19 protein-coding genes, 1 other RNA gene and 1 pseudogene are annotated in these 19,372 nt (G+C 63.8%); 5 read left to right on the top strand and 16 right to left on the bottom strand.

All coding sequences use genetic code 11. From position 1 onward, the window contains the following. Positions 1-750 (bottom strand): CHAP domain-containing protein, encoded by a 750-nt coding sequence (locus AC2A04_RS12385; protein WP_484212639.1) that lies wholly within the window; start codon positions 748-750, stop codon positions 1-3. A gap of 151 nt (positions 751-901) precedes the next feature. Here AC2A04_RS12385 and der point away from each other — a divergent pair, with 151 nt between their 5' ends. Both der and AC2A04_RS12375 read left to right on the top strand, forming a co-directional pair. Beyond that, positions 902-2,287, top strand: coding sequence for a ribosome biogenesis GTPase Der (gene der / locus AC2A04_RS12380; RefSeq protein ID WP_484212638.1), 1,386 nt, complete (start codon positions 902-904; stop codon positions 2,285-2,287). A gap of 210 nt (positions 2,288-2,497) precedes the next feature. After that, the gene (locus tag AC2A04_RS12375; protein WP_484212637.1) at positions 2,498-2,923 is read left to right on the top strand and encodes a DUF983 domain-containing protein; all 426 of its coding nucleotides are present in this window, start codon (positions 2,498-2,500) and stop codon (positions 2,921-2,923) included. 201 nt (positions 2,924-3,124) lie between these two features. On the opposite strand, the gene AC2A04_RS12370 is transcribed toward AC2A04_RS12375, so the two are convergent. The 9 genes and pseudogenes from AC2A04_RS12370 to AC2A04_RS12330 all read right to left on the bottom strand — a co-directional run bounded on the left by AC2A04_RS12370 (position 3,125) and on the right by AC2A04_RS12330 (position 13,059). Continuing rightward, entirely contained in the window at positions 3,125-3,538 is a 414-nt protein-coding gene (locus tag AC2A04_RS12370; RefSeq protein ID WP_484212636.1) for a hypothetical protein, read from the bottom strand. Between the two features lie 103 nt (positions 3,539-3,641). Then, positions 3,642-4,382 (bottom strand): hypothetical protein, encoded by a 741-nt coding sequence (locus AC2A04_RS12365; RefSeq protein WP_484212635.1) that lies wholly within the window; start codon positions 4,380-4,382, stop codon positions 3,642-3,644. Between the two features lie 53 nt (positions 4,383-4,435). Continuing rightward, positions 4,436-5,611 carry an acetyl-CoA C-acyltransferase gene (locus AC2A04_RS12360; RefSeq protein ID WP_484212634.1) on the bottom strand — a complete coding sequence of 392 codons (1,176 nt, stop codon included), beginning with the start codon at positions 5,609-5,611 and terminating at the stop codon, positions 4,436-4,438. A 3-nt stretch (positions 5,612-5,614) separates the two neighbouring features. Further along, positions 5,615-7,198 carry a class I adenylate-forming enzyme family protein gene (locus AC2A04_RS12355; RefSeq protein ID WP_484212633.1) on the bottom strand — a complete coding sequence of 528 codons (1,584 nt, stop codon included), beginning with the start codon at positions 7,196-7,198 and terminating at the stop codon, positions 5,615-5,617. Positions 7,199-7,218: 20 nt separating this feature from the next. Further along, positions 7,219-8,466 (bottom strand): annotated as a pseudogene (locus tag AC2A04_RS12350) (3-hydroxyacyl-CoA dehydrogenase); the annotation flags it as partial. 41 nt (positions 8,467-8,507) lie between these two features. Then, entirely contained in the window at positions 8,508-9,740 is a 1,233-nt protein-coding gene (locus AC2A04_RS12345) for a serine hydrolase domain-containing protein (protein WP_484212632.1), read from the bottom strand. A gap of 12 nt (positions 9,741-9,752) precedes the next feature. Next, a complete protein-coding gene (locus AC2A04_RS12340) occupies positions 9,753-10,547 on the bottom strand; it encodes a thioesterase family protein (protein ID WP_484212631.1) in 795 nt (264 codons plus the stop codon). A gap of 223 nt (positions 10,548-10,770) precedes the next feature. Continuing rightward, positions 10,771-12,060: a glucose/galactose MFS transporter gene (gluP, locus tag AC2A04_RS12335; RefSeq protein WP_484212630.1), complete on the bottom strand. Its 1,290-nt coding sequence runs from the start codon at positions 12,058-12,060 to the stop codon at positions 10,771-10,773. Positions 12,061-12,171: 111 nt separating this feature from the next. After that, a complete protein-coding gene (locus AC2A04_RS12330) occupies positions 12,172-13,059 on the bottom strand; it encodes a LysR family transcriptional regulator (protein ID WP_484212629.1) in 888 nt (295 codons plus the stop codon). Positions 13,060-13,156: 97 nt separating this feature from the next. On the opposite strand from AC2A04_RS12330, the gene AC2A04_RS12325 reads away from it, so the two are divergent. Then, positions 13,157-14,269, top strand: a complete 1,113-nt coding sequence (locus AC2A04_RS12325; RefSeq protein WP_484212628.1) for an S-(hydroxymethyl)glutathione dehydrogenase/class III alcohol dehydrogenase — start codon at positions 13,157-13,159, stop codon at positions 14,267-14,269. A gap of 66 nt (positions 14,270-14,335) precedes the next feature. Here the strand turns inward: AC2A04_RS12325 and AC2A04_RS12320 are convergent, their stop codons facing one another. The 5 genes from AC2A04_RS12320 to AC2A04_RS12300 all read right to left on the bottom strand — a co-directional run bounded on the left by AC2A04_RS12320 (position 14,336) and on the right by AC2A04_RS12300 (position 17,915). Next, positions 14,336-15,115 carry an SDR family oxidoreductase gene (locus AC2A04_RS12320; protein ID WP_484212627.1) on the bottom strand — a complete coding sequence of 260 codons (780 nt, stop codon included), beginning with the start codon at positions 15,113-15,115 and terminating at the stop codon, positions 14,336-14,338. A 75-nt stretch (positions 15,116-15,190) separates the two neighbouring features. After that, positions 15,191-15,733, bottom strand: coding sequence for an NUDIX hydrolase (locus AC2A04_RS12315; RefSeq protein WP_484212626.1), 543 nt, complete (start codon positions 15,731-15,733; stop codon positions 15,191-15,193). Positions 15,734-15,743: 10 nt separating this feature from the next. Beyond that, positions 15,744-16,439, bottom strand: a complete 696-nt coding sequence (locus AC2A04_RS12310; protein WP_484212625.1) for a TPM domain-containing protein — start codon at positions 16,437-16,439, stop codon at positions 15,744-15,746. Beyond that, positions 16,439-17,287 (bottom strand): TPM domain-containing protein, encoded by an 849-nt coding sequence (locus AC2A04_RS12305; RefSeq protein WP_484212624.1) that lies wholly within the window; start codon positions 17,285-17,287, stop codon positions 16,439-16,441. Before AC2A04_RS12305 ends, AC2A04_RS12310 begins: the two co-directional genes overlap by 1 nt. A 1-nt stretch (position 17,288) precedes the next feature. Then, positions 17,289-17,915 (bottom strand): LemA family protein, encoded by a 627-nt coding sequence (locus tag AC2A04_RS12300; RefSeq protein ID WP_484212623.1) that lies wholly within the window; start codon positions 17,913-17,915, stop codon positions 17,289-17,291. A gap of 150 nt (positions 17,916-18,065) precedes the next feature. Between AC2A04_RS12300 and mscL the strand changes: the two genes are divergently transcribed. Then, complete coding sequence (gene mscL / locus AC2A04_RS12295; protein WP_484212622.1) at positions 18,066-18,533, top strand: large conductance mechanosensitive channel protein MscL; 468 nt, start codon at positions 18,066-18,068, stop codon at positions 18,531-18,533. A gap of 45 nt (positions 18,534-18,578) precedes the next feature. After that, positions 18,579-18,947: a transfer-messenger RNA gene (gene ssrA, locus AC2A04_RS12290) on the top strand. A gap of 103 nt (positions 18,948-19,050) precedes the next feature. On the opposite strand, the gene AC2A04_RS12285 is transcribed toward ssrA, so the two are convergent. Further along, on the bottom strand, positions 19,051-19,299 hold the full coding sequence (locus AC2A04_RS12285) for a hypothetical protein (RefSeq protein ID WP_484212621.1): 249 nt from the start codon (positions 19,297-19,299) through the stop codon (positions 19,051-19,053). Positions 19,300-19,372 lie beyond the last annotated feature (73 nt).

Genomic DNA, 19,372 nt, shown 5'->3' with positions numbered 1-19,372 from the left:
TTACTTCATCCGGCTGGCGATGATCCGACCGATCGGGTCGTCTGCCAGTGCGGGATTGAGCCGCGCCGGGCGCTGCTGCGGCGCAGCCTTCGGCGCGGCATAGGCCAGTTGCTGGCGCACCGGCGAGGCTTTCACCACGACCTCAGGCCGGACGCCGCGCAGGAAATCGGCACCTATGCGCGATGCGGGAACTTCCGATGCGCGCGCCTTGGGCGCTGGCCCGGACGATGAAATCGCAGCCAACCGTTCGTTGCGGCCCGGCTTGTCTGGATAGATGAAGCCGTTCACAGGCCATGCAGTCGTGCCCAAATTGCCGATCGGCGCATACCACACGCGAACCTGGCTCCAGTCATTTTCGGGCGAGACGTCAACCGCGCGCACGTCGTTCTCGATCTGCCCGCGCCGCCCGTCGATCACCGACCAGTTGGCATGGCGCAGCAGCACGTTGCGCGAATCGATCACTCGGCTGACAGCGGCGACATGCCCCAGTTCCATCCGGCCATGCGGCGCAAAGCTCATGACCGCGCCCACTTTGGGGCGGTGGCCGCGCGCATAGCGTCCTTCGGCCTGCTCCCACCACGTTAACGCATCGCCATAGATGCGGATACCGCTGACCTGGCGCGCGTAAGGCACGCATTGCAGATACGGCAAGGAATCGCCGCCCTGTTCGGCAAGGCCGCCAAATTGCGCGGATTCGCGGATTTCTGCGGCATCTCCTCGCCCGGCAAACAGGGCAAGGCTGCAAAGCATGGCAGCTGGAAAGATGGTCTTCCTCATACCGGCAATTATCTGCCGCTTAGGTTAGCCTTGCCCTTCTACCGTTGGTTAACGCGGGACTAATCAAACATCCCGACTTAAAGCGATGCTTGCGTTCACGCCCCGGAACAGCCACGGGAGAGCCATGCGCCCACAGGTCATCATTATCGGACGCCCCAATGTGGGCAAGTCCACGCTGTTCAATCGTCTCGTCGGCAAGAAGCTCGCGCTCGTCGACGATCAACCCGGCGTCACGCGTGATCGTCGCTTCGGCGAAGCCACGCTGCTCGGCCTCGATTTCACCATTGTCGATACCGCCGGTTGGGAGGACCTCGATCCCGAGACGCTGCCCGGCCGCATGCGCCAGCAGACCGAGGCTTCGCTGGTCGGGGCCGACGTTGCGCTGTTCGTGATCGACGCGCGCGCCGGCGTTACGCCGCTTGACGAGGAAATCGCCCGTTATCTGCGCTCGAGCCGCGTGCCCATCGTGCTCATGGCCAACAAGGCCGAAGGCCGCCAGGGCGATCCCGGCATCTACGATGCTTTCGCGCTCGGCTTTGGTGAGCCGGTCGCCTTCTCCGCCGAACACGGGCAGGGCCTTGCCGATCTGTTCGAAGCGCTGCGCCCCCACCTTGAGCCCAAGCAGGCCGAGGAAGACGACGAGCCGGGCGAAGGCGCAGAGGACGAGGAGGAGTTCGATCCCGAATCCGTCCTCAAGCTTGCCATCGTCGGCCGCCCGAATGCTGGCAAGTCCACGCTTATCAACAAGCTGCTGGGCGAGAACCGCCTGCTCACCGGTCCGGAAGCGGGCATCACCCGCGATTCGATCGCGATCGACTGGCAGTGGTTCGATCCCAAGCGCGAGGGCTATCGCCCCGTCCGCCTGATCGACACCGCCGGCATGCGCAAGAAGGCGCAAGTCGTCGACAAGCTCGAGAAGATGTCGGTCGCCGATGCGCGTCATGCCATCGACTTTGCCGAAGTCGTGGTGCTCGTGCTCGATGCCACGCGCGGGCTTGAGCATCAGGATCTCAAGATTGCCTCGATGGTGCTCGAAGAGGGCCGCGCGCTGATGATTGCGATCAACAAGTGGGACATTGCCGAGGACCCGTCCGGCCTGTTCCATGGCATCCGCGCCGCGCTGGAAGACGGTTTGGCGCAGGTGCGCGGCGTGCCGCTGCTCGCCATTTCCGGCCGCACCGGCAAGGGTCTGGACGAACTGATCACCGCCGCCTTCGAAATCCGCGCCGCATGGTCGAAGCGCGTGGCTACTGCCGCGCTCAACCGCTGGTTCGACGATGCGCTCGCCGCCAATCCGCCGCCCGCACCCGGCGGCCGACGGATCAAGCTGCGCTACATCACGCAGGCCAAGACCCGCCCGCCCGGCTTCATCCTGTTCGGCACGCGTCTTGAACAGCTGCCCGAAAGTTACCGCCGCTACCTGATCAACAGCATCCGCCGCGAACTCGGCTTCGATGCCGTGCCGATCCGCATGACGCTGCGCAGCCCGAAGAACCCGTTCGCGAAGTAAGAGGCAGCGACCTCGGTTCTTACCCCGTCACCCTGAACTTGTTTCAGGGGCCATCGCGCCGTAAACGTAGGTGGCGTGATGGAAGGTCAACGCCGCGTCGTTGCTTTAGAACACAGCCCTCCGTGCAGTCGGAAGGATGGACCCTGAAACAAGTTCAGGGTGACGAGCATCTGCAAGGCAAGGTCAGTTTCAGACCGGGAAGGTTCCGTCATGCCCAATGCCGCACTTCCATTAGACCGCACCACGCTCCCCCAAGGGCTTGGCGCGGCGCTGTGGCGTGGCATTCGGGGCAAGTGCCCCCGCTGCGGCGCGACGCACCTCTTCGCGAAGTTCCTGAAGCCGGTCGAGCGCTGCCGCCTGTGCGGCCAGAACTGGACGCTCCACGCGGCTGACGATTTCCCGCCATACATCTCGATCCTGCTGACCGGCCACATCATGGCGCCCGTGATCATCGAACTGGGCCTGCACACCGGCCTGCCCGGCTGGGCGATGATGCTGATCGTGGCGGTGCTGGCGGTCGCCCTGCTGGTGGCGCTGCTGCAACCCGCCAAGGGCGGCGTGATCGCGCTGCAATGGTGGCTGGGGATGCACGGCTTTGCGGGGCGTTCGGGTAAGGTTGAGGCGGGCGTTTCGTAGCGCACGCGCCAGCCCCCGTCCCATCGTCATCCTGAACTTGTTTCAGGATCCAGTTTGCCGATCACTCCGCCGCTTCTGGCGAGAGATGGACCCTGAAACAAGTTCAGGGTGACGTCTGGTTTTGATCTTAGCTTTTTTGGTGTGCGGATGCGGGGAATTGGGTGGCTATCCGGCACTTTCCTACTCTTACTTGCAGTCCTGTCAGTGGACTTTCACGTTTATAATGCGTCCGTTTTCATCAATGCTAAAGCGGCCTACGCCATACCCCGTCGCACCTGTTATAGTGTTGACCTCATAGACCACACCTCGCTGTAGCGGTTTGGCGTTGATCGTCGGCCAGTCAGCTTGTGGGCGACCGTTAAGTTTGGCCCCGTAAACGATAGGAAACTTGTTTGAGCAGGCATCTTTGTAATCGACGCTATCGCGCCATTCACTAATGCGCCCACTTAGCCCTGACACTTCGACTTGACGGAAACACGAGGGAACGCTCCGTGAACTCGGATCGACGATAAAGATTACTTGTTCGTTGAGGAGAACTGCCTCCAGTTGGTACTCATATGAGCAACCGCCAAGCGATGCCGCAAGCAAAATGAGTGCAACTTTTTGACCGCGCATGCGTGTACCTTGCCACAATCGAGAACGTCCGCAACGGCGTCGTGTCCTGAAAGTCCGCTTTTGGACGGAGATTTCCAAATAGCCGCCGTTACGAAGGCCACCCTCACAAAAAGTTATTCGGCCAGATCATCGTCCGCCACATGTGCGCCGTCGGTGAGCCGTCAAAACCCAGCCCTTCCTCCGGCTCGCGGAAGTTTCTCGCAATCACGCCTGCCAGGTCGTCCGGCTCCACCACCGGGAAGTCGTCGAAGAAGTAGGTGTCGTAGAGCGTGACGGCCCTCGCGGTCATGTACCATTCGTGGCCGCGCGCGTATTCCGCATCGCGCAGCAGGTAGTCGGGCACCTGATAATCCGGCCCGAAGAACTTGTGATAGCTGTCGGGGTAGGCATAGCCTACGCTCTCATCGGGCACATATCGCAGCGCCTGATGGTACTTCACCGCAAAGGCCACTTCGGGATCGACATAGGGCGCGATCAGTTGCGCGCTCCAGTAGCCGTGGTCGGCGCGGATCAGGCAGCCGTTGGAAATGTCGTGCAGCAGGCAGGCCAGCACGACCTTTTCGGGCAGGCCATCGTCCAGCGCACGCTTGGCGCTGACCAGCAGGTGCCGCACGGTGATGTCGCCAAAGCGGTGGCGGAAGAAATCGAGCAGCTTCGGGCGTTCCGGCATGCGGGGCAGGGCGGGATTGTCGCCCATCATGAACACCGTCTTCGGATTAAGCCGCCGCAGCAGGTCCTCTTCGTTGTCAACGAAGTCGGTTCCCTTCCAGCCCACGGGCGAAGGGTAGATCATCCTCTCGCGCCCGGCCTGCGGCCAGGGTCGCTCATCCTCGGTGCGTGTCATCGCAACAGGTTAGGCGCGGCGTCGCCCTCGGGCAAGCGCCGCGCCTTCGACCTTTACAGAACCTCGAACAGCCCCGCAGCGCCCATGCCGCCGCCCACGCACATCGTGACAACGACATGCCTGGCGCCCCGGCGCTTGCCTTCAATCAGCGCATGCATCGTGGCGCGCGCGCCGGTCATGCCATAGGGGTGGCCGATCGAGATGGCCCCGCCGTTTACATTGAGCAGGTCATTGGGAATGCCCAGCTTGTCGCGGCAGTAGAGGACCTGCACGGCAAAGGCCTCGTTCAGTTCCCACAGGCCGATGTCGTCCATCTTCAGGCCGAAACGCTGCAGCAGCTTGGGGATCGCGAAGACCGGGCCGATGCCCATCTCGTCAGGCTCGGTGCCAGCCACCGCCATGCCGACATAGCGGCCGAGCGGCGCAAGGCCGCGCTTTGCGGCGAGGTCTGCTTCCATCACGATCACCGCTGCCGAACCATCGGAGAGCTGGCTGGCGTTGCCCGCCGTCACGATGCCACCGTCGATCACCGGCTTCAGGCCCGCAAGACTTTCCAGCGTGGTCGAGGGGCGGTTGCCCTCGTCCTTGCTCAGGTGGACGTCCTGGAAGGTGATCTCGCCCGTTTCCTTGTTCTGGACGCCCATCGAGGAATCAGTTGCGACGATCTCGGCATCGAACCGTCCGGCGGCCTGTGCGGCAGCGGTGCGCTGCTGCGACTGCAGGGCATATTCGTCGCAAGCCTCGCGGCTGATGCCATAGCGCTGACCGACGATCTCGGCGGTCTGCAGCATCGGCATGTAGATCGCCTTGTGCATCGCCATCAGGCTCTTGTCGGGCGCGAACCGCATTTCCTTGGTCTGGACCAGGCTGATCGATTCCTGCCCGCCTGCCGCGACCACGTCCATGCGGTCGACGATCACCTGCTTGGCCGCAGTCGCGATGGTCATCAGACCCGAGGAGCACTGGCGGTCCATGCTCATGCCCGAGGTCGTCACCGGAAGTCCCGCGCGCAGCGCCACCTGGCGCGCGATGTTCCCGGCCTGCGCGCCCTGCTGCAGCGCCGCGCCCCACAGCACATCGTCCACCTCGGCAGGATCGATTCCCGCGCGGGCAACCGCCGCCTGCAACGAAAGCGCGCCCAGCGTCGCGCCAGGCGTGGCGTTGAACGCACCTTTGTAGGCGCGTCCGATCGGCGTGCGGGCGGCGGATACGATTACGGCGTCACGCATGGCTCATGCTCCTGTGGATTGCGGTAAAGAGGCTGCAAGAATGGGATTGCCGCCGAAGCGGTCGCGCAGTTCGCGCTTGAGCACTTTGCCGATCGGGCTGCGCGGCAGTTCGTCGACCACCTCGATGGCCGACACGCGCTGCGTCTTGCCCAGGTGCCGGTTGGCCTCGGCAAGGATCGCCTGTGCATCAGCGCCAGGATCGGCGAGCACGACCACCGCCAGCGGCGTTTCGCCCCAGACATCGCTTGGTACGCCGACCACGGCCGCTTCCTTGACCGCCGCCTGCCGGATCAGCTCGGCTTCAAGATCACTGGGGTAGATATTGAAACCGCCCGAGATGATCATGTCCTTGGCGCGGTCCATCAGGATCAGGAAGCCGTCCTCGTCGAACCGTCCGACGTCGCCGTGGCGGATGTAGCGCTGGCCATCGGCATCGAACCATTCGGCTTCGCGCGTCTTGTCGTCCTTGCCGTGATAGCCGTTCATCATGATTGGCGATCGGCCGACGATCTCGCCGACTTCGCCCTGCGGCAGTTCGTTGCCGTCATCGTCGATGATCTTCATCACGTGGCCGGGCGCGGGCTGGCCCACCGTGTGAAGCTTGTCCGGAAACTTGTGCGCCAGCAGGATCGCGGTCGCGCCGCCCTCGGTCATGCCGTAGTTGTCGGTCAGGCCTCCGGGCCAGCGCTTCAGCACATCGGACTTGAGCCAGGCCGGAAACGGAGCCGATGTGCAGGCCTTCATCCGGTATGATGAGAGGTCGAAGCGGTCGAAATCGGGGCATTCCATGATCCGGCGGTATTGCACCGGCACAAGGATCACGTTGGTCACCCGTTCGCGCTCGGACAACGCAAGGAACGTGTGCGCATCGAACTTGCGCATCAGCACCACCTTGCCCCCGCCGGTCAGCGCCGGGAAGAAGCTCACAAGCGTGGTGTTTGAATAGAGCGGCGTCGAACAGATCACGGCGGTATCGTCGTCATAGCCGCTGGCGATCGTGCGGCGGGCATATTCGTGCCGCATCTTGTGGCTTTGCACGATGCCCTTGGGCGCGCCGGTCGTGCCCGAGGAATAAATGATGTTGAACGGGTCTGAAGGAGCGATCTGCCAACGTTGGGGCCTTGCGCCCTCCGGTGCGATCCATTGAGCCAGCGGTGTGCCCGAGGCGTCGCCATCCAGCCCGACGCGGATGATTCCGGCCGGCAGGGCGTGTCCTTCGAGCGCGGACGAGATCGCGCCATCCAGCAGCACAATCCGGCTGCCACTGTCCGCGATCATCGCGACCATCGCGTCGGGCGTCGCGGTCGAGGTGATCAGGGCGGCGACGGCGCCAGCCCTGATTGTCCCGAGAATGGCCAGTGCCGTCGCCACGGAATTCATCGCGGCGATGGCGACGGGTTCGCCTTTGGCCACGCCCTCGCGCTGCAGGGCCGTCGCGATACGGTCGAGCATCGCATCCATGTCTGACCAGCCGATCGAAGTGTTCTCGTCGGCCAGTGCCACCGCGCTGCCCCGCCGCGCCGCATGGGCGCGCAGGATGTCGCTGAGCGGCGTAAACTCGGATTCGATGATCTGCTCGATCAGCATCGCGACGCCCCGTTGCGGGTTCAGTTGAAGGTTTCGCCCGCAGCGGCCTTGCGTTCCAGCAGCGGTGCCACGGAAAGCCCGTGCTTCTTGAGGCCTGCAACGACCGTATCGAGCCCGATGTGATCGGCCCAGAACATCGGACCACCGGTCCATGCAGGCCAGCCGTAACCGTTGAGCCAGACCGTATCGATGTCGCTCGCCCGCTGCGAAATGCCCTCGTCGAGGATCAGCGCGCCTTCGCTGATCATCGGGTAGAGCAGTCGCTCGCGGATTTCGTCCTTGCCGATTTCGCGCTGCGGCCTGCCGGTCTTCTGGCCCTCCTTGGCGGCGAACTGGGCGATGATCGCCTTCACTTCATCCGAAGGTGTGCGCTGGCGATTGTCGTCGTAATCGTAAAAGCCCTTCTTGGTCTTCTGCCCCCAGCGACCCACGGCGCAGAGCGCTTCGCGTAGCGTCTCGACGCGGGTCGGATCGCGGTGCCAGCCGATGTCGACACCGGCAAGGTCGGCCATCTGCCACGGTCCCATAGGGAAACCAAATTCGAGCAGCGCTTCGTCCACGTCCCAGTAGTTCGCACCTTCCATGATCAGCGCCTGTGCCTGCTGCTGGCGCTGGGCGAGCATGCGGTTGCCGATGAAGCCGAAGCAGACGCCCGATACCACGGGGACCTTCCCGATCTTCACCGCCAGCGCCATCACGGTGGCCAATTGTGCAGCGCCGGTCGCCTTGCCGCGCACGACCTCGAGCAGCTTCATGATGTTGGCAGGCGAGAAGAAGTGCATGCCGAGAACCGCTTCGGGCCGGCTCGTCGCCTGCGCGATCTCGTTGACATCGAGGTAGCTGGTGTTCGAAGCGAGGATTGCACCCGGCTTTGCCACCTTGTCGAGCCGGCCGAACACGTCCTTCTTGACGTCCATGCTTTCATAGACGGCTTCGATGATAAGGTCGGCCTCGGCCAGCGCGCCGAAGTCGAGCGTCGGATTGAGGCGCGCCATCGCAGCCTGCGCGTCGGCTGCGTCCATCTTGCCCCGCTTGACGGTGTTCTCGTAATTCCTGGCCATTGTCGCCACGCCGCGGTCCAGCGCTTCCTGCTTCATCTCGACGATGGTCACCGGGATGCCCGCGCTGAGGAAGTTCATGGTGATGCCGCCGCCCATCGTGCCGGCACCGATCACGCCGACGCGGTTGATCGGCAGCAGGGCAGTGCCAGCCGGAATATCGTCGATAGTCGCTGCCAGCCGCCTTGCAGCTTCGATATGCTCCTTGGCGCCGGTGATGGGGTCGGACATGGTATTCTCCTCAGGTTATGTCAGGCGCGGCTTGCGGCAAGCGCGCCATAGATCAGCGTCTTCAACTGACGCCGGATGGGATAGGTGGACGACGGGTAAAGCTGCGTCATGAAGACCGCATGGATTTTCTCGACCGGATCTACGAAAAACGCGGTCGAGAAGATCCCGCCCCAATAGAACTCACCGACCGAGCCGGGCACGAGGGCCCGTACCGGGTCGATCGTCATGCCGAATCCCAGCCCAAATCCGGCACCGGCATTGTGCGCTTCGCTGAACAGCGCGCGCGACATCTCGGTCAGGTCCGCACCGCCGGGCAAGTGGTTTGCCGTCATCAGTTGCAGCGTCTTGGGGCTGATGATGCGTGCGCCATCGGCGGCCCCTTGGCCGACCAGCATCCGGCAGAAACGGTGATAGTCAGCGGTCGTCGACAGCAGCCCGCCGCCGCCGCTCTCAAATCGCGGCACGCGGCGTGTCCCCGATTTTTCGGCGGGGTCGAACAATTGCGGAGGCCGGCCCGGCTGATAGGCCCAGGCGTCGGCGAGCCGGTGCGCCTTGTCGTCGGGGCAGTGAAACCCGGTGTCGACCATGCCCAGCGGCGCAAAGATGCGTCTGGCGAAGAACTCGCCCAAGCTCATTCCCGAAAGCCGCGCGACAATCACGCCGAGTACGTCGGTACCGACCGAATAATTCCAGCCCTCGCCGGGCGCGAACTCGAGCGGCAACCTGGCAAGCTGCTCGATGAAATGGTCGTTCCCCGGCAAGCTGGCATGACCGTCGAGCCGGGCCTTGCGGTAGGCGGCGTCCACGTTGGTGCGGTTCTGGATGCCATAAGTCAGGCCGGACTGGTGCGTCAGAAGATCGACCATGCGCATGGCCGGGGCAGGGCGGGCGGGCAGAAAGTCCTGCTCCGCTCCGCCACCGGTATAGACGCCGAGGCTGGCAAACTCAGGGATAACCCGCGTCACGAGATCGTCGAGCGCGACTTTGCCTTCTTCGACCAGCATCATGAACGCGATCGAGGTCAGCGGCTTGGTCATCGACGCGATGCGATAGATAGTGTCCGCCGCCATTGCCGTGCCGTCTTCGCGAGCCCGTCCGTTGGTGTGGCGGTAGACGGCCTCGCCATCGCGCGCGACCAGCACGTCGAGTCCCGGCAGGCGACCGGTCGCGATGTAGGTCTCGTCGAGGAACCTGCCGATTCGTGCGAGACGGTCCGGCTCGAAACCGAGGGCTGCAGGGTCGGCCAGGCTCATTGCATCATCTCCTCAACCGAATATCGCAACGCTCTGGAGCCCGCGCATAACTTCAAAGCCCTCGGCATTCCACATCCGCAGCGTCTCGCTGCTGAAGCCATCGGCCATATGGTTGGACCCCGTCTCCATCAGCCACCAGCCGTCCTGCGTCCGGGGATTGTCGCCCAGCAGCGTCAGCGACCAGTTGATCGAACTTATCGGCCCCTGGCGTTCCATCGCGCGCATGGACCCCGGCGGCAGGGCGTCCCCCAACAAGATCAGTTCGCCGATCGGATCAATCCCGCGCCGGTTCTTCAGCCGCACCCAGCGCCGCACCGCACCGTCGCGCAGACCGCCGGGAGGTTCTGCCCGCCGGATATCTAGGTTGCGCAGAAAATGCGGGCCGTCCGGCGCGCTCAGTTCGGTCATTTCGTGCCATGGCAGAAATCGTTCGGCGCTCGCCGCTGCAACGGTTCCGTTCGATGCCCTGCCATCGCCGAACAACCAAAGTCCACGATGCGCGAGCCCGCCCTCGCAAAACAGATCGGACTGGATCTGGCTGACGCTCCGGCCCTCGCGCAATACGCTAACGGCGATGTCCATCTGAGCGCCGACTGGTGCGACAAAGCCGATCTGGGCCCCACGCAACGGAGGCAGATCGGGCATCGCCTTGCGCACTGCGCTGTAGGCCAGAAAAGATGAGGCGCCGCCATACATCGTTCGGCCCTGCATCCAGCCATCGACGCCGTGCAGCACGTAGCGTTCGCCCTCGCGCGCCATCTCGGCCGCAATATCGCCGATTGCGGGCAAGGCCTGCACTGTAGTCATGCCCGGATCGCCGCGCGCCCATGGGGATTGCCTGACTGCAATGTCCTCTCCTCGCGCGTTGTCGCGACTCTTCGAAGACCAGTGCTAGTGCAAGTTTACGTTAAGGGAAAGGGCTCAAACCCGCGCAATTCCGCCAGTCGCGCAGCTTCCGCTACGGAACGCTTGACTGGTTGCCCAAGAAATATTTTTGCGGCCCCGGTTTTTGAACCGGGGCCGCCACGTCTCAGTGAACGCTTTCGCCCGTCGCCCGGCGCACGACCGGTGCCGCGCCGGCGCGCAGCGCGAACAGGACCAGCAGAATGTAGCATGCGCCCGGCACGATGAACGAGGTGACGAAGCTCGTCGCGTCGGTCACGGCACCTGCGATTGCGGGGATCGCCGCGCCGCCGATGATGCCGGTGCACAACAGGCCCGAAGTCGCCTCTTCGCTGGCGGTCGAGCGTTCGAGCGTCAGCGTGAAGATCACCGGGAACATGATCGAGTTGAACAGGCCGATCGCGAGCGCGACATATCCGGACGAAACACCGCCGACGAGCAGAACGTAGGCGCACATCGCAGCGGCAATCGCGGCAAACAGCGCCATCAGGCGGGCCGCCGGGAAGCGTGCGAGCAGGACGGTGCCGATCGCCCGGCCGACCATCGCGCCGCCCCAGTAGAACGAAACCGCCTTGCCTGCCTGTTCAAGGCTGACGCCCCAGATATCGGGCGTGTTGAGGAACAGCGCCATCTGCGTGCCGATAGCCACTTCTGCACCGACGTAGATGAAGATCGCGGCGGCGCCCAGAACCGCCCAGCGCGACGAGAACGCCTCCGTTGCCAGGGCCACGATACCACCGGTTGCCTGTGCCGACGGGGCTGCTGCGGCAATTCGCTTGCGGTTGATGAAGAAGAACACGAGCAGCAGCACCAGCAGGCCGCAGATCCAGAAATAGGCGCGGTCGATTCCTGCCAGTGCGGCCTCGCGCACGTCGGCGGTCAGAGCGGCGCCGTCGGCTACCTCTACGCCCTTCAGAAACAGCGAAGCACCCAGTGCCGGCCCGAGAAACGTACCGAACGAGTTGAACGTCTGCGAGAGCGTCAGGCGGAAGTGGCTGCCTTCGGGCTTGCCCAGCGCCGCGGCGAGCGGATTTGCCGCCACCTGCAGCACGGTGATGCCGGTCGCCAGCAGGAACAGGCCCGCCAGCACCAGCGGATAGGATGCAGCATTGGCTGCCCCCAACATTACCAGGCAGGCCACCGCCATTGTCGCGAGGGCCAGCAGGATAGCGGGCACCGCGCGCAGCTTGCCGATAATCGCGGCGGCCGGGAAGCTCATCAGGCCATAGGCGATGAAGAACGCGCCGGCCGAAAGCTGCGCCTCAAGCGTGGTCAGGGTGAAGATGCCCTTCACTGCGGCCACCAGCGGATCGATCAGCGAGGTGATGAAACCCCAGGCGAAAAACAGCACGGTAACAGCGGCAAAGGCCGCCTTCTGCGATCCGGCGGCAGGGGCACTGGCTGGCGTGGTCGACACGGCGAAACTCTCCTGTTCGGCCGCTCACCGGGCCGTACGCACCGTCTTAGCCATCGTTGGCAGCGTTGTCATGCCCCTGCGTGCGCATAGCTATTCGCGCTTGCGCCGCGATCAGCAGGCAAGGATTGCCGCGGGCATTTCACGCCGCAGCTTGTCGATCAGGAGCTGGACCTTGGGCAGCAAGTGGCGGCGCTGCGGGTAGACCGCCCAGATCGGATCATCGTCGGGCTGGAACGCGTCCAGAACCTTGACCAGATGCCCCTCCGCGATGGCCCGATTCACGTAGAACGCGGGCAACTGGCAAAGGCCCATGCCCGCGAGCGCGGCTTCGAACACGGCGGCACCGCTGTTGCACCGCCAGCGCCCCCGCGGCCTGAGCGAGCGGGTCTCGCCTTCGACCCGGAACCGCCACGCATCCGATGTGGCAAGGATGCACTCGTGCCGATCAAGATCGTCGACCGACTGCGGCGTTCCGCGCGCTTCGAGATAGCCGGGCGAGGCGCAAGTCACGATCCCGCGCGTTGCGACTTGCGTGCGGATCAGCCGGCTGTCGGGCAGGCTTCCGGTGCGGATCGCCAGATCGAACCCCTCCGAGACGAGTTCCACGACGCGGTTGGTCAGGTCGAGATCGACCGATAGCTTCGGAAAGTCCTGTACATACCCGCGCACGATCGGCGCAATGAAACGTTCGCCCAGCGCGGTCGGGCAGGTGATCCTGAGCTGGCCCTGCGGCTCACCCTGCAGGTCGAGCATGGCAATCGCCTCGTCGCGCTCCGCGATCAGGCGGCGGAACTGGTCGACAAGCGTGCGTCCGGTGTCGGTCAGGCTCACCGCGCGCGTGGTGCGATGGAAGAACTGCGCGCCCAGGCTCTGTTCGAGCCGCGCCACTGCCCTGCTTACGTGCGAAGTGGAGGTGCCGAGCCGCTTTGCCGCGCCGACGAAAGTGCCGGTATCGGCCACCGCAACCACTTCGTCGAATCCGTCCCAGCGATTGCTCATTGTTCTCGTCTTGCAACAGTGTTTCGCGTAGAGCGCGATTTAACAGGATCGTTGCAACTATGCTATCGCGCCGCCGATTGAAAGGGAGACCCCGAAAATGCAGACCCGCGCCGCAGTCGCCTTCGCCGCCAAGCAGCCGCTCGAAATCGTCGAGCTTGATCTCGAAGGCCCGAAGGCCGGCGAAGTCCTCGTCGAGATCATGGCGACCGGCGTGTGCCATACCGATGCCTATACGCTCGACGGCTTCGACAGTGAGGGGCTTTTCCCCAGCGTGCTCGGCCATGAAGGCGCAGGCGTGGTTCGCGAAGTCGGCCCCGGCGTGACTTCGGTCAAGCCCGGCGATCACGTGATCCCGCTCTACACGCCCGAATGCGGCAAGTGCAAAACCTGCCTCTCGGGCAAATCGAACCTGTGCACCGCGATCCGTGCCACGCAGGGCAAGGGCCTGATGCCAGATGGCACCACGCGCTTTTCCTACAAGGGGCAGCCGATCTTTCACTACATGGGCTGCAGCACCTTTTCGAACTTCACCGTCCTGCCGGAAATCGCCGTCGCCAAGATCCGTGAAGACGCGCCGTTCCAGTCGGCCTGCTACATTGGCTGCGGCGTAACCACGGGCGTGGGCGCCGTCACCAAGACGGCCAACGTGCAGCCCGGTGACAATGTCGTCGTCTTCGGCCTTGGCGGCATCGGCCTCAACGTGCTGCAGGGTGCGCGGATGGCAGGCGCCAACAAGATCATCGGTGTCGATCTGAATCCGGACCGTGAGGAATGGGGCCGTCGCTTCGGCATGACCGATTTCCTCAACAGCAAGGGCATGAGCCGCGAGGACACGGTGGCTAAGATCGTCGAGATGACCGACGGCGGCGCGGATTACACCTTCGATGCCACCGGCAACACCGAAGTGATGCGCACTGCGCTCGAAGCCTGCCACCGTGGCTGGGGTACCAGCATCATCATCGGCGTGGCCGAAGCAGGCAAGGAAATCAGCACCCGCCCGTTCCAGCTCGTCACCGGCCGCAACTGGCGCGGCACCGCATTTGGTGGCGCCAAGGGCCGCACCGACGTACCCAAGATCGTCGACATGTACATGACCGGCAAGATCGAGATCGACCCGATGATCACCCACGTCATGGGCCTTGAGGAAATCAACACCGCCTTCGACCTGATGCACGCCGGCAAGTCGATCCGCTCGGTCGTGGTGTTTTAAGGCACAGGTTGATTACAGAAAGGCAAGGGGCCGGCCTGACGTCGTGTCGGGCCGGCCCCTCTAATGTCACATCGCCGAAATGCCGCCGTCGAGCTTCAGCTCTGCCCCGGTCATGAACCGGCTCTCGTCGCTCGCAAGATAGAGCACCCCGGCCGCGATATCATCGGGCACGCCGACGCGGCCCAGCGGGATCTGTCGGGCGAGCTTGCCCATGACCACGTCCTTCTCGATATTTGCGTTCGTCGCGATGCCATCCAGGATCGGCGTATCCACGAAGGTCGGGTGGACCGAATTGCAGCGGATATCCCAGCCGCGCTTGGCGCAATAGAGCGCGACCGACTTGGTCAGCATCCAGACCGCCGCCTTGCTGGCATTGTAACCGGGCATCGTGTCGGAGGCGATCAGGCCCGCGATCGAGCTGATGTTGACGATCGAGGCGGGCTGGCTGTCGCGCAGCAGGGGCAGGGCCTTCTGGCAGCCGAGGAACACCGAATCCACGTTAATGGCAAAGCCGCGGTGCCACTCCTCCAGCGTGCAGGTCTCGATATTGCCGCGCACGCCCACGCCTGCATTGTTCACCAGAACCGATAGCCCGCCCATCGTCTCGGCAGCGAGCGCCATCGCGGCGTCCCAGTCGTCGGGGCTGGTCACATCGTGACGCATGGCAAAGGCGGTGCCGGCGCCACGCTCGGCATTGACGGCATCGGCGGTTGCCTGCGCACCCTCGCCGTTGATGTCGGTGAGCAGCACTTGCGCGCCTTCGCGGGCCAGCATCCAGGCGTGTGCCGCGCCAAGTCCCTGCGCCGCGCCGGTGACGAGCGCCTTCTTGCCGCTGACTCTGCCCATTGTCCGATCCTCTCGTTGCTTTCCGCTTGCGTCAAGGAAAGCAAGTGGCGCGCGTCGGCGCAAGCCCTGCAAGTGTCAGCCGACGATGCCCGGCGCCAGAAGCAGCAGCATCCGCACGTCGATGGCATGGCCCTGCGCGCGCTTCTGTTCGAGGAACTGCGAGATTTCCGTAAGGGCAACCCGGTGAACGGTTATGCCTTCGCCCTCCACGCCGCCACCTTCGGAAACTTTTTCAAGTCCATGTGCGCGGAACATCGTGAAAGCCTCGGTGACCATGCCTGGTGAGGAATGGAACTCGCCCAGCGACTCGACCCGGGCCGCGCGGTAGCCGGTCTCCTCCTCCAGTTCGCGCGCAGCGGCGATGGCCGGGGCCTCGTCCTCCTCGCCTTCCTGATCCCCGATCAGCCCGGCAGGCAGCTCTATGCAGGGGCGGCCCAGCGGCACGCGAAACTGTTCGACAAGGATGACGTGGCCATCGTCGATCGCCAGGATCACCGCCGCCTTGATGTTGCGGTTGCGACTGACATATTCCCAGCGCCCGCGCGTCTTGGCGACGATGTAGCGGCCTTGCCAGTGAACCTGCTCCGGGTGGTCGCGGTACTCTTCTTCGAGGCTCATGTTTTCGGGCTCATACTTCGATCAACCTGTCGGGAAGTTCGTTCACATCGTCGTCCGAGCGCGGGAAGTGCTGACCAAGCACCTTGCCCACCTCGCCCACGGCTGCTGCCATGCCTTCGGCCATGCGTCCGCCACGGATCGGATCGAGCATGGCTTTCATCGCGTGTCCCCACGTCTCGGGCGAAACCTTGGAGGCGATTGCGGCATCGGCGATTATCTCGGCGCGGTGTTCTGCAAGGCTCAGGTAGATCAGCACCCCGGTCCGCCCCGAAGTGCGGCTTTCCGCGCCCACGCGGAAGCAGGTGAGCGCGCGCTCGCGCACCCGGCCATTGCGCACGCGACGCGGGGTCAGCCACAGCCCCAGCGGCGTGAATCGCATCAGCAGGTACATGCCCGCAAACTTCAGCGTGGTGACCGTCAGCGCAAGGCCCAGCACCGCGCGCGGACTCCAATCGAAGGCCCAGAGGCCAAGCATGCGCTCGACCAGCGCGAGGTAGAATCCGGGAAAGATCTCCAGCGCACAAAGCGCCACGAACGCCGCGAGCGCGGCCCACACCAGCGCAACGTCATGATAGGCGTCCGAACGCGGCGTGACGATGGTGACGATCTCGCCCGCGCTCTGCGCCTCGGCTGCCGCCACGGCATCGGACACGATCTTGTGATCGGCCTCGGTCATTGTCGGCCCGGCCATCCTCAATCCAGCCATCACCAGTCCCCCGAAGCGCCGCCGCCACCGAAGTCGCCGCCGCCAAAGCCGCCGAAGCCGCCTCCGCCGCCGCCACCCCAGTCGGAGCCGCCACCGCCGCCCCAGCCACCCGGGTGGCGGTTGTCCGACGCTGCGCGGGCGAGCTCGCTGATGCCCCACAATACGATGCCGGGATCAATGCCGCTGCGCCGCTGCGCAAATCCGCGCTTTCGCCGCCCGAATATGCCCATGAACACCACGATCATCACGACCCAGAATATCGCCCCGGCAATCGTCGATCCGCCAGCGGAAGAGCCTTCGCGCTGTGCCGCCTTTGCTGCCTCGGCCACGGCTTTTGCGTCGGCAGGATCGCGATTCAGTTGCGTCAGGATCTGGTCGATCCCGGCATTGATACCGCCCGGATAGTCGCCCGCCTTGAAGCGCGGCGTAATCGCCCCTGAAATGATCCGCCCGGCGAGCACGTCAGGCAGATACTCTTCAAGACCATAGCCGACCTCGATCCGAACCTTGCGCTCGTTGGGTGCCACAAGCAGAATTAGGCCCTGGTCGGTGGACTTGCCGCCTACGCCCCACTGGTGGCCAAGCTCGGTGCCGTAGGTGGCGATTTCCTGCCCGTCGAGCGAGGCGACTGTCGCCACCACGATCGCCCGCCCGGTCTGCGCATTGTATGCCGAAAGCTTCTGCGACAGCGCCGCCTCATCGGCATCAGGAATGATGTTCGCCTGATCGAGCACCGGTCCTGCGGGTCTGGCAGGCATGGCCGCCTGCGCTGCGCCTGCCGCAAGCAGAAACAGCACGGCGACCGCTTGCCACAGTACCCGCACAAAAGCCCACCGGGGGCGGGTCATGTTACTTGCCCGAAGCGGCGGGAGCGGGCGCGTTCATGTCGAAGTTCACCGTCGGCGCGACCTCCGATCCGGCAGCCGCCTTGAACGGCACCATCGGCTTGGCACCGTGGATCAGCTTCGCGCCGATGGCATCGGGGAAGGTGCGGATGGTGGTATTGTAAGCCTGCACCGCCTCGTTGTAGCGCTTGCGACTGGTGTTGATGCGGTTTTCGGAACCTTCGAGTTGCACCATCAGGTCGGCAAAGCGCGCCTGGCTTTGAAGCTGCGGATAGTTCTCCACGACCGTGCGCAGTTGCCCCAAGGCCTGGGTCAACTGGTTTTGCGCATTCTGGAATTTTTCGAACTCCGCCGGGTTTGAAAGGTCATCGGTCGTAATGTTGATCGACGTGGCCGATGCACGCGCGTTGGTCACATTAGTCAGAATTGTCGTTTCCGAACCTGCCGCCGCCTTCACGCTTGAAACCAGATTTGGGATCAAGTCGGCCCGGCGTTGATAATCGCTCTCCACATCGCCCCAGCGGGCCTTGGCCTCTTCCTCGGCAGCGGGGACCGAGTTGATGCCGCATGCCGAAAGGCTTGCAGCGGCAACCGTGGCAAAAGCGATCTGTGAAAAGCGCGAAGCGGCCATCTTGCATCTACCCCTTTGGCAGGCCGCACGCGCGGCCCGCAATGCATGCAGAGATAGCGAACGGGGGCCGCACTTCAAGGGTGGGTCCGATGTGCAACCGATTGAGGCTTGTGACGTTCGGTCCGCAGTGCAACTGTTCGGAAGGGTCATATGGTTAACGACGTGAAGGGGGAAGTTGTGAGCATTCTAGGCGAATTCAAGACATTCATCGCGCGCGGCAACGTGCTGGATCTGGCCGTCGGCGTGATCATCGGCGGGGCGTTCGGCAAGATCGTCACCTCGCTGACCGAAAGTGTCATCATGCCTGTCGTCGGCTGGGTCACGGGTGGCGTGGATTTCACCCGCTTCTTCGTTAGGCTGGGCGACGTTCCGGCCGACTTCAAGGGCGATCCAAATGCCTATGCCGATCTCAAGGCCGCAGGCGTGCCGATGATCGGCTATGGTGATTTCATCACGCAGGCCGTCAATTTCGTGATCGTCGCCTTCATCATCTTCCTGATCGTCAAGGCGGTGAACCGCATGACGGAGAAGCCCGCCGAAGCGCCTGCCGCCCCGGCTGGCCCGAGCGAAGTCGAACTGCTGGCCGAAATTCGCGACGCTCTGCGGGCGAAGGGCTGAATTCACACCTTACACAACGCTGCACGAGGGGCAGGAGCAATCCTGCCCCTTTTCATTTTTGCCGCCGCCCCTATATGGGTCCCTGCCGGTTTCGACCGGCTATGGTGATAAATTGCGGCGTGCAATAGGCACAGCGGACCCGGGGGCGGTACCCGGCGGCTCCACCATCACTACCGTGTTCTTCGGGATGCGGGCCTTGTTGTCGCAAGGGTGTTGATGGGGCCGAACTAGGATCGACGTGTGTTGAAAAGCGCTGTTTTTGCCCGGGCTGAGTAACCCGTTCAAGGCTCAAAACTCACAAGTGCCAACGACAACGAAGCACTTGCTCTCGCTGCATAATTCTAGGGGCTAACGCCCTGAAGTTATAAGGTTAGAGCACGGTTCGGACCGAACCGGGTAACAGAATCGGAAACCGGGGGCTGGGGGCGAGCCTAGCAACAGAATCGCCCTACTACCCTTTTTATCTGCAAACTGCCGGTCGTGCTGAGCCTGTCGAAGCGCGCGTATTGCCGCGCGCCTATGCCTCAACGCGGGCCGCAGCCTCGGCGCGTGCGGCGCTCTCCATCCGCACCGCATCGAGGATCTTGGCACCTGCTACGAAGACCGCGCCGGTTGCCGCCAGAAACAGCAGCTTTCCGCCAAAACCCGGATACTGGAACATGTAGGCCTTGCCGCGCTCTACCGCCCCCAACGCCAGGGCATAGATGATCGCGAACGCCTCGAAGCGGGTCTTGATGACAAACAGGCGACCGATCTTTTGCAGCATGGGGGCAGTTATCCTCTTTGCCGAAGACCCTCGCAACCATCGTGCCAGTTCAAGTTTTGCTGGAAAGTGCCCA

Source organism: Novosphingobium sp. HNCC26DJ243 (assembly GCF_057180545.1).
This window is presented reverse-complemented; position numbering and strand designations above follow the sequence as displayed.